The sequence below is a fragment of the Clostridium sp. AF37-5 genome, from assembly GCF_003477605.1.
GTDB lineage: Bacteria > Bacillota > Clostridia > Lachnospirales > Lachnospiraceae > Eubacterium_F.
Genome location: NZ_QUDR01000007.1, coordinates 106,829 through 116,333 on the forward strand (window position 1 = coordinate 106,829; position 9,505 = coordinate 116,333).

Annotated in this window: 11 protein-coding genes; 1 reads left to right on the plus strand and 10 read right to left on the minus strand. The window is 41.1% G+C overall.

Annotated elements, in window-relative coordinates:
* Positions 1-74: 74 nt before the first annotated feature.
* Both DW019_RS06625 and DW019_RS06630 read right to left on the minus strand, forming a co-directional pair.
* Positions 75-1,292 carry a pyridoxal phosphate-dependent aminotransferase gene (locus tag DW019_RS06625; RefSeq protein WP_022376316.1) on the minus strand — a complete coding sequence of 406 codons (1,218 nt, stop codon included), beginning with the start codon at positions 1,290-1,292 and terminating at the stop codon, positions 75-77.
* Positions 1,289-2,131: a type II CAAX endopeptidase family protein gene (locus tag DW019_RS06630; protein WP_118442897.1), complete on the minus strand. Its 843-nt coding sequence runs from the start codon at positions 2,129-2,131 to the stop codon at positions 1,289-1,291. The genes DW019_RS06625 and DW019_RS06630 overlap by 4 nt, the downstream gene beginning before the upstream one ends.
* Before the next feature lie 211 nt (positions 2,132-2,342).
* Here DW019_RS06630 and argH point away from each other — a divergent pair, with 211 nt between their 5' ends.
* On the plus strand, positions 2,343-3,719 hold the full coding sequence (gene argH, locus DW019_RS06635) for an argininosuccinate lyase (RefSeq protein WP_117479804.1): 1,377 nt from the start codon (positions 2,343-2,345) through the stop codon (positions 3,717-3,719).
* A 114-nt stretch (positions 3,720-3,833) separates the two neighbouring features.
* Here argH and DW019_RS06640 read toward each other — a convergent pair whose 3' ends face one another.
* From DW019_RS06640 to DW019_RS06675, 8 genes are all read right to left on the minus strand, one after another.
* Positions 3,834-4,370: an inorganic diphosphatase gene (locus tag DW019_RS06640; RefSeq protein ID WP_117479806.1), complete on the minus strand. Its 537-nt coding sequence runs from the start codon at positions 4,368-4,370 to the stop codon at positions 3,834-3,836.
* Between the two features lie 42 nt (positions 4,371-4,412).
* Complete coding sequence (locus DW019_RS06645) at positions 4,413-5,036, minus strand: flavodoxin family protein (RefSeq protein WP_118442898.1); 624 nt, start codon at positions 5,034-5,036, stop codon at positions 4,413-4,415.
* Positions 5,037-5,101: 65 nt separating this feature from the next.
* Positions 5,102-5,569, minus strand: a complete 468-nt coding sequence (locus DW019_RS06650; protein WP_117479808.1) for a low molecular weight protein-tyrosine-phosphatase — start codon at positions 5,567-5,569, stop codon at positions 5,102-5,104.
* A 188-nt stretch (positions 5,570-5,757) separates the two neighbouring features.
* Positions 5,758-7,032, minus strand: coding sequence for a site-specific integrase (locus DW019_RS06655; RefSeq protein ID WP_118442899.1), 1,275 nt, complete (start codon positions 7,030-7,032; stop codon positions 5,758-5,760).
* Positions 7,033-7,149: 117 nt separating this feature from the next.
* Positions 7,150-7,365, minus strand: coding sequence for an excisionase (locus DW019_RS06660; RefSeq protein WP_118442900.1), 216 nt, complete (start codon positions 7,363-7,365; stop codon positions 7,150-7,152).
* 16 nt (positions 7,366-7,381) lie between these two features.
* Complete coding sequence (locus DW019_RS06665; protein ID WP_118442901.1) at positions 7,382-7,591, minus strand: helix-turn-helix transcriptional regulator; 210 nt, start codon at positions 7,589-7,591, stop codon at positions 7,382-7,384.
* 576 nt (positions 7,592-8,167) lie between these two features.
* A complete protein-coding gene (locus DW019_RS06670) occupies positions 8,168-8,509 on the minus strand; it encodes a helix-turn-helix transcriptional regulator (RefSeq protein WP_118442902.1) in 342 nt (113 codons plus the stop codon).
* A 344-nt stretch (positions 8,510-8,853) separates the two neighbouring features.
* On the minus strand, positions 8,854-9,108 hold the full coding sequence (locus tag DW019_RS06675) for a helix-turn-helix transcriptional regulator (RefSeq protein ID WP_118442903.1): 255 nt from the start codon (positions 9,106-9,108) through the stop codon (positions 8,854-8,856).
* Positions 9,109-9,505 lie beyond the last annotated feature (397 nt).

Sequence of the window (9,505 nt, forward strand, 5' to 3'; positions counted from 1 at the left end):
TTATTTCTCCTTTCGCAAAAATCTCCAAACTTAATTTCATTATACCGAAAACTGTTTTAAAAAGCAAGACAAGCCTAGCGGTATTTTTCCAAAAATTCATCCATCTTCTTCATAGATTCTGTAAGAACGGACACCTCCGGCAGATAGACAATACGGAAATGATCCGGATTTGCCCAGTTAAATCCACCGCCATGTACCAAAAGCACATGTTTTTCACGCAGAAAGTCTAACACAAACTGCTCATCATTTTGAATTCCAAAACGCTTTGCATCAATGCGTGGGAAGATATAAAAGGCCGCTTCCGGATGAACAACGGACAAGCCATCCACACCATCAATCGCCTCACAGATGCATTTTCGCTGCTCATATAATCTGCCCCCCGGTAATAAAAGCGGGTCAACATCCGGTCTGTTTTTCAGTGCCGGTGCCACCACGTGCTGTGCTAACACGTTGGCACACAAACGCATGGACGAAAGCATGTTAATTCCTTCTATGTAGCCTTTGCCCTTTGACAAGTCTCCGCTAAGCACCATCCAGCCGCTGCGAAATCCCGCAATGCGGTCTGATTTGGAAAGTCCGTTAAACGTTACTACAAACAAATCCGGTGCCAAAGATGCAATCGATGTATGCGTTTTGCCATCAAAAACAAGTCTGTCATAAATCTCATCCGCAAATAAAATCAATTCATGGCGTCTTGCCAGCTCTACAATCTGCTCTAACACTTCTTTTGGATACAAAGCACCTGTCGGGTTATTCGGGTTAATAATGACAATTCCCTTTGTTCTGGAATTGATTTTTTTCTCCATATCCGCAATATCCGGATACCAGTTGGATTTCTCATCACAGATATAATGAACCGGCGTTCCTCCCGCCAATTTTGCCGCAGCTGTCCACAATGGGTAATCCGGTGCCGGAATCAAAATTTCATCACCATCATTTAACAAGCCCTGCATCGCAAGGGAAATCATTTCACTGACCCCGTTTCCGATGTAAATGTGGTTCATCTCCAAATTCGGCAGCCCCTTTGACCGGTGATAATCTAAAATCGCCTCACGTGCCTCAACAATACCATTGGACTCGCTATACCCCTGACTCATCGGGTCATCCAATGCATCGCGAATGGCGTCCAAAATCCACGAAGGTGCCTGAAAGCCAAACGGCGCCGGGTTTCCTATATTTAATTGGAGAATCTCCGTGCCCTGGCGTTTCATCTCATTTGCCGCATCCAGAACAGGGCCTCTCACATCGTAACATACTCCATGTAATTTATCTGATTTTGCAAAGGTTCTCATCCTTCCACATCTCCATTTCTTTTTCTAATTTCATCATATCGGTTCGGCAGCCGGCGCAGCGAATAAATGCTTGCCGCCACAACCACAATGCAAAGTACATAAAAAATCACATACCAGATGGAAGCAATCCGAATTTGCCGGTAAGCTAACCACTGACCGATTCCACTGATTAGATAAGAACTTAAATTAAATGCCATATGCATAAGGGTGCTTCCCCAGATACTCTGTGTTTTTTCAAAGATGTACGCCAAAATAATACCAAAGGCAGCCGCATACAATCCCTGAACAATATTTTTATGGTATATACCAAAAATCAGTGCCGAAACAAGCGCTGACACATCAACCGGAAAACAAGTTCTAAGTCCACCATAAATCACGCCGCGAAACAGTAGTTCCTCCGCAATCGGTCCCACGGCAACAACAAGAAGCAGCACAGCAAACGGAGAACCGTTTTTCAGGCTTAAAATCTCACTCACATTGTCATAGGAAGCAAATATGTTTGGCAGAAGATACCGCAGGAATCCAACAGTGATGCCAATCGCATACTGTCCAAACAACCCAATCGCCGTCAAACCGGCGATACGCTTTACCGTAAATAATGGGCGGTAATCCGGTCTGTAATGCCATTTATTCTCCCGCACGGCATACCAGAAGCCAAATACAAATAATACAACCAATTTCAAAATAAAATTTGCCATAATCTGCACTTGAATTTGTTCCTGCTTTGTCATCCCTTTATGTAACGCAAGTCCAAACAAGGCACGAAACAACACTTCCAAGCCGTAACAGACAAGGAGGGCAAGCAGCGTCCAGCCAATTGTCTTTATTATTTTTTTCAATCTGCCATATCCCCCTTAAACTAATTTCCCGTTTCGTTTCTATTTCCAACGGCATTGATATTCATTTTACCACGCCGTCTCCAATCGGTCAATTTTCTATTGCTAATTTTCTTTGTAAATGATAGTATGTTTATGATGCTGTGGGAGAACATCTGTTGGATGTAACATTAAATAACCGCCTGCTTATCAGGCTTAAGAATGGAGGATATTTATGAAACTCTGGGGAGGACGATTCACCAAAGAGACCAATCAGTTAGTACACAATTTTAACGCTTCCATTTCCTATGACCAGAAATTTTACAAACAGGATATTTTAGGAAGTATTGCACATGTAACAATGTTAGAAAAACAGGGGATTTTAACTACTTCTGAAAAAGATGCCATTGTCGATGGCCTGCAGGGAATCCTGAATGATTTAGAGAGCGGTGCTTTAGAAATCACTGCGGAACACGAGGACATTCACAGTTTCGTAGAGGCAAACCTGATTGAACGCATCGGAGATCCCGGCAAAAAACTTCACACCGGACGCAGCCGAAACGACCAGGTTGCTCTGGATATGAAATTATATACAAGAGATGAAATCGTTGAAATCAATGATTTGCTCAAAGAATTGATGGTGGTAATTCACCGGATCATGTCAGAAAATATTGATACTTTTATGCCGGGCTTTACCCATTTGCAGAAAGCTCAGCCGGTGACACTTGCTCACCATTTCGGGGCTTATTTTGAAATGTTCCGCCGCGACCGAAGTCGCCTGCGCGACATCTATGACCGTATGAATTACTGTCCACTCGGTGCCGGTGCTCTCGCCGGAACAACCTATCCTTTGGACCGCGAGTACACCGCTTCTCTTTTGAAGTTTGACGGCCCTACTTTTAACAGTATGGATTCGGTTTCCGACCGTGATTACCTCATTGAACTGCTCAGTGCTCTCTCGACGATTATGATGCATATGAGCCGTTTCTGCGAAGAAATCATTCTGTGGAACTCAAACGAATATCGTTTTGTTGAAATTGATGATTCTTATTCCACAGGCTCGAGTATCATGCCACAGAAAAAGAACCCGGACATCGCCGAACTTGTCCGCGGAAAAACCGGTCGTGTATACGGTGCTTTGATTTCAATGCTGACAACAATGAAGGGAATTCCGCTTGCTTACAACAAAGATATGCAGGAAGACAAGGAATTTACCTTTGATGCCATTGACACCGTAAAGGGATGTCTGGCACTGTTTACCGGCATGATTGATACAATGAAATTTAATAAAGAGATTATGGAAGACAGCGCAAAACATGGTTTCACAAACGCAACCGATGCCGCTGACTACTTAGTCAACCACGGTGTTCCTTTCCGCGACGCACACGGCATCATCGGACAGTTAGTACTGCTTTGTATCGAGAAGAAAATTCCACTCGACGACCTTCCATTGGAAGAGTATAAAAAGATTTCTCCTGTTTTTGAAGAGGATATCTACGAAGCAATTTCGATGAAAACATGCGTAGAAAAACGTAACACCATCGGTGCTCCGGGCGAGGAAGCCATGAAAAAAGTAATTGCTGCAAACGCTCTTTATTTGCAGGAAAGTTAATTGTTAATGATTCAAAAAAATCCCTGTCATTTCGGGTGAAAATCTCACCCGAAATTGACAGGGATTTTTCATATGCGTACTGTTTACCGCATGATAAGCCATTTCATTGTTTCATTACTTTTTATCGTCGTATTTTTTCTCATAGTTGGCAATACATTTTTCAATAACCGCAATTGCTTCTGACGGACCACCAAAGTCCTTGACGTCTGTTTCCTTATTCTCTAAATCTTTGTATACCGAGAAGAAGTGCTGAATCTCTTCAAAGATGTGCTCCGGCAGCTGCTCAATGTCGGTGTAGTAATTGTATGTTGGGTCGTTGTACGGAATCGCAATAATTTTCTCATCCATATCCCCATTGTCACGCATGTACATAACGCCAATCGGGTAACAGCGAACCAGCGACATCGGCTCAATTTCCTCCGAGCAAATCACAAGCACGTCAAGTGGGTCCTTGTCATCGCCGAGCGTTCTCGGGATAAATCCATAGTTCGCCGGATAATGGGTCGAAGTGTAAAGAATACGGTCCAAAATAATCAATCCCGTTTCTTTGTCTAATTCGTATTTTTTCTTGCTTCCTTTCGATATCTCAATTGTCGCAATGAAATCGGTCGAAGAAATCCGCTCCTTGCTGATATCATGCCAAATATTCATGTGTGGCCCTCCTAATTTTTTCTTGTGTAACCCCACGCATTATTAGCGAATATAGTTTGTACGGATTACCGGTTCTCTCTCCGGGAATGTAATGCCCTTCTCTTTTCCTGCTTCAATGCATGAAAGAAGCCATGCCATATTGTTTCCGAGCGTCCGCATCGTCTGCATTCCCTCTTCGTCCTGCTTCACTTCTTCTGCCTTGCCCCCATGCACCTGATTCCAATACTGGGAACCAACAACCGGCATACAGTTAATGGTAAAATACTTATTAATCTGGTCGAATGCCGCCGACGCTCCTCCACGACGACAGCTTACTACAGCCGCTGCCGGTTTTCCGGTCATTTTACTGCCACCGCTGTAAAACGCACGGTCCATAAATGATGTCAATGCTCCACTTGCCGCAGCATAGTGTACCGGCGAACCAAATATATATCCGTCCGCCTCTCCGGCCTTCGCAACAAATTCATTTACAACGTCCTCGCGGAAACATCCTTCTCCCGTCTTCGCACAGGCTCCGCATCCGATACAACCGGCAATTTCTCCATTACCAACCCAGAAAATTTCCGATTCAATGCCATATTTCTCTAACGCGCCTGCCACTTCTTTCAGCGCCGTATATGTGCAGCCTTCTTTATGAGGACTTCCATTTACCATCAGTACTTTCATGTCATCCTTCCTTTCCAATGAATCAATCACTGCTCTTTTTGATACATTTTATTATCTTATCTTGTCTAGTATAACAGACCATTCTCCAAAAGGAAAGTAAGAAATGCTTCGCATCCCTCTAAAACATCATCATACGTCTCGTCAAAATTGCCGGTATACCACGGGTCTGCAATATCTCTTCCATCTCCGCTCCACGCTAAAAGTTTACTGACTTTCCCCTCCTGGTCACCGCCTAAAATCCGGTTTATATTCTTCATATTCCAGGTATCCATGCCAATGATGTAGTCAAATTTGTCGTAATCGCTGCGGCTTAACTGGCTCGCTCTATGTGGCAGAACCGGCACTCCTACCTGACTTAGTTTGCGCACGGTTCCGCGGTGCGGCGGGTTGCCTAACTCCTCTGTGCTCGTCGCTTTGGAATCAATTGTAAATTGGTCGGAAAGACCACGCTTGTTTACCATGTCTTGGAAAACAAATTGCGCCATGGTGCTGCGGCAGATGTTGCCGTGGCAGATGAATAATACTCGAATCATAACTTTCTATATCCTTTCGATACCTTTCAACACCTCAAAATTCTAAGCACATCGGTGTTTTCTGTATCCATATTCTTTTTTTCATTTTTTATCAAAATACACCTTATTTTCTCATATTTTCACACTCAAAAGGTGTAAAAAAAGGTGTAAATTTGAACGTTTTGCACCTTGCCTTTTCGACAGGCTAACTAGAAGTTGAACATCTCCATTTCTTCTTCACTTGCTAACTGCTCCACAATTTCTTCCTGGTGCATCAATTCATTTTCTTTTTGCATCATTACATACATTTCTTCTTTCACATCATCTACCTGCAGATGTGTGTATGTATCAAAAGTAATTTCCATAGAACTATGTCCCATAATATACTTTAGCTTGGCAGGATTCATACCTGCTTTTGCCATCTTGGTACAAAAAGTATGTCTGCACACATGAGGAGTTATCGTTGGCAATGGTTCCTTATACAGCTTATTGTACTTCTCTCTGATAAATTGAAAATACTTTTCCCAATGCAATGCCACCATCGGCATGTCATTCTGGTCTAAGTAAAGGAAACCACTATACCCATCGACCACAGGTTCCTTCTTTACTTTTCTACGATTTTTAATAATCGTCCGAAAGCACTCCGCCACTTGCTCTGTCATGGGAACTTTTCGCACACCGGCTGTTGTTTTTGTCTTCTGAATAATATATGCTTTCTTTTCGTTATACACCCGAACCAATTGATGATCTACATTTATCACCATATTGTCAAAATCTATATCCGAAATTGTAAGCCCAACAAATTCAGAGATTCGCAATCCCGTGTTAAACAGTATATATACACCCTCATACACTCTATTATAGTGTACATCGGAGCGAATAAAGTCAAGAAATAACCTTTCCTGCTTTCTGGTAATTGCCTGTCTCATAACACTATCATTAACAATCACACTAGCCAATTCAAAGTCAAAAGGATTCTTTCTTATAAAGTCATCCTCATAAGCCAATTGAAATGCCGGTCGTAACACGCCTCGAATGGAATGTATGGAACTATATCCTCTTCCATTTTTCTGCAAATTGATTAACCATGCTCGTGCATCTGATGTTCGTACCGACGATATTTTTCGCTTGCCAAAATCATCTTTTTTCAAGAAATTGACCACCGTTTTGTATCCCAGCCGTGTACTTGGTTTAACACCGATTTTTTGCGAAATATATAATTCCACCAAAGCTAATACTGTCATATCTCCACGACTTATTGCCAGTCTATCCTGCTTATCCTTCATGATTCGCGCAATTTTCTCACGCAACGATTCATCTTTTTTTCCATTTACTGCAGGGTCATTTGGCACTAATCGAGTAGAATACACATATCTGGATTTACCTAACTCATCCACATATTTATAACGGTATCTGCCATCCGCCAACTGTATCTCTCCATTGTGAAGTTTTCTGTTCTTTTTGTCTCTTCTATTTGTTTTCATATATGCTTTCCTTTCTTTTCATTAAAGAAAGTCAAGCCCTAATATGATATAAACATGATAACACATTTCTTTACTTCTGCAAAAGTTTTATTTTTCTACATTTATATACTACTTTAACTAAACCGCATTTGCAGAATCCAAATATTCTTCAAATAATTTTCGCTTTATCTGAACACGATTCCCAACCATCAATATATACGGTGCATATGGATCTTCTGATACAAGCGCCCGAAGCCTCGCGCGTCCAATATGAAAATATGCTGCCGCCTCATCAATAGTCATGGTATATCTTTGCCAAATAGGAACATCCAATTTTTCTACTTTTGATGACATGGTTTCACCTCCACCATTAATCAGGCACTTCACACAAGAGTCCATTTACCAGTCCTTCCACTTCTAAACGATATATCATTAATCGAAGAAGATAATTAGCCATATGTCGTGCACCACGCTCCCAATCTTCTATTGTTCGACAAGGAATCCCAAAATATTCGGAAAATTCTTTCTGCGTCATGCCTGCTTGTTTTCTTGCTTTCTTTAATAATTCCATTGTTTCCATTTACGCCCCCTTTTTACAATGTGTGTTTCTATAACTACAGATTACCACGCATTGCGTTGTTTGTCAAGGCTAATTGAAACAAAATCTCCAGTTGAAATCATCAGTGGTTATGGTTAGTAACCCACTCGGGACTTGCACCCTCTTCTCTTGGACCCTTACGGGGAGTATCATTATCACAGAACAGTCGCAACCACGGAATCACCACAATTCCTATTTTGCATGGATGTTATCGCTCCCGGCATCTCACATCAGGTGGACGTTCAAAGTTGAAAACACATTCTCATCCCATCAATCCTATCCTTACCGATCCTGGCGCATCTGCGGCACGGCGCAATGCGTAACTGTTCCTCATGTCTGATGAAATCATCATATTCAGTTGTATGTATCCACCAATTCTGTGGACACATCTAAATTATAAAATCGGGTTTTGAAAAATGGTAGACTAAATGTTCCGTGGTACTTGTATCGGTTTATCGGAATATCTTGTGCAAATTCCTCAAAGAAAAAGAGGCAGCAAAACAATTGTTTATATGCTACCTCATACATTATGTATTTTTCTCTTAATTGCTATTTTCATCATTTGCTTCTTTCTGCAATCCGCTTCAAGCTATGCAAATATTCAAGCATTATTTCCCGGTACTCTTCCGGGAGTGATCTTGCTTCAAGAATTGCTTGAATCTCCTCATCTTTTTCCAATACAAGGATTTCCTCGCTTGTTTGAAACAGGTCAAAAGGCTCTATCTGCATTCCATGGCATATCTTAATGATATTACTTTCACGGATATCATAATCTTCTTTTCTTATGATGTCATAAATTGTACTAAGAGAAATCCCACTTCTTTGTGCAAATTTATATTTCGACATCTTTGTTTCTTCTAAATATTCCAAAAGTTTTTTTCGGACTATGCTTTGTTCCATTCGGAAAGCACTCACATCCTTTCTGTGACCACATTTGCATTATACAATGACAATTCTATTTTCAACAGACTAATTGTTCCGTGATACTTATTACGGTTCTCCGTGATAATCACGCACTTTTCTATAATCTATGGGTCCGGACGTCGTATGTGTTCCTCATCGGCATGCTTCCATAATATTCTAAGCAACATCAATAGAAGCATTTTTTTGGTACTGGTTCTCCCCATCTGTGTTCTTCTCCCTCCTATCCTTCATCCCACAGAACACAGACCCTCTATACAAAAGAAAAAGAGGATTCATGTTCCTGACATGTTCCTCTTTACTCTTTTACTGCTTATTCATATTCATTTGCTCGCCGGACTCGGCGGTATGTACTCTGTCAATTCTCCTAAATCCACATTCAAATACAAGCACAATTTACATAGAAATTTCAAATCCCATCGGGTTTGCTTGTCTTGGCAATACCTATTGAAGTTTGTGCGTGGTATATCCATATCTTTACATAGTTTATTTTTACTAATTCCACGCTCATCCAATATTTCTTCAATCCGCAAATGAAGATGACCTAAATCAGTAACATACTCATTCGTATTTTGCATGCGAAACATCTCCTATAAAAGTATATTTTAATTTTATAGGATTAGTCACATTTTTATAATTCACAGTTATGCGACTGACAGATATATTACCCTCTTACTCCATTTTTATCCATCTCAGTCTGCTCCTTTACAATACAAAATCAACAAGTTTCATTTTGTACTTGAAAAGGAAAATGCCCGCATAAAGGAATTATTAGAAAAAGCAAATAATCACTAACCATTAACCACCAACCACCGCAAGGTATTCACAAGCCACAGAATACACTATGCGGTGGTTTTTTCTCAGTCGGTGAAACCCGTCCACCTATTCCAAATACAGATAAAAGTAGTGGCTGTCAGCGGGATTGAACTGCTTCCCGTCAAGTAGACAATTGAAAAAATATAAATTTTTCCTGCC

What these genes read in the sequence shown, in the direction of transcription:
- DW019_RS06670 (WP_118442902.1), bottom strand. Translation starts at nt 8,509, where the DNA reads ATGGAACAAAGCATAGTCCGAAAAAAACTTTTGGAATATTTAGAAGAA.
- DW019_RS06665 (WP_118442901.1), bottom strand. Translation starts at nt 7,591, where the DNA reads ATGGAAACAATGGAATTATTAAAGAAAGCAAGAAAACAAGCAGGCATG.
- argH (WP_117479804.1), top strand. Translation starts at nt 2,343, where the DNA reads ATGAAACTCTGGGGAGGACGATTCACCAAAGAGACCAATCAGTTAGTA.
- DW019_RS06675 (WP_118442903.1), bottom strand. Translation starts at nt 9,108, where the DNA reads ATGCAAAATACGAATGAGTATGTTACTGATTTAGGTCATCTTCATTTG.
- DW019_RS06625 (WP_022376316.1), bottom strand. Translation starts at nt 1,292, where the DNA reads ATGAGAACCTTTGCAAAATCAGATAAATTACATGGAGTATGTTACGAT.
- DW019_RS06640 (WP_117479806.1), bottom strand. Translation starts at nt 4,370, where the DNA reads ATGAATATTTGGCATGATATCAGCAAGGAGCGGATTTCTTCGACCGAT.
- DW019_RS06660 (WP_118442900.1), bottom strand. Translation starts at nt 7,365, where the DNA reads ATGTCATCAAAAGTAGAAAAATTGGATGTTCCTATTTGGCAAAGATAT.
- DW019_RS06645 (WP_118442898.1), bottom strand. Translation starts at nt 5,036, where the DNA reads ATGAAAGTACTGATGGTAAATGGAAGTCCTCATAAAGAAGGCTGCACA.
- DW019_RS06650 (WP_117479808.1), bottom strand. Translation starts at nt 5,569, where the DNA reads ATGATTCGAGTATTATTCATCTGCCACGGCAACATCTGCCGCAGCACC.
- DW019_RS06655 (WP_118442899.1), bottom strand. Translation starts at nt 7,032, where the DNA reads ATGAAAACAAATAGAAGAGACAAAAAGAACAGAAAACTTCACAATGGA.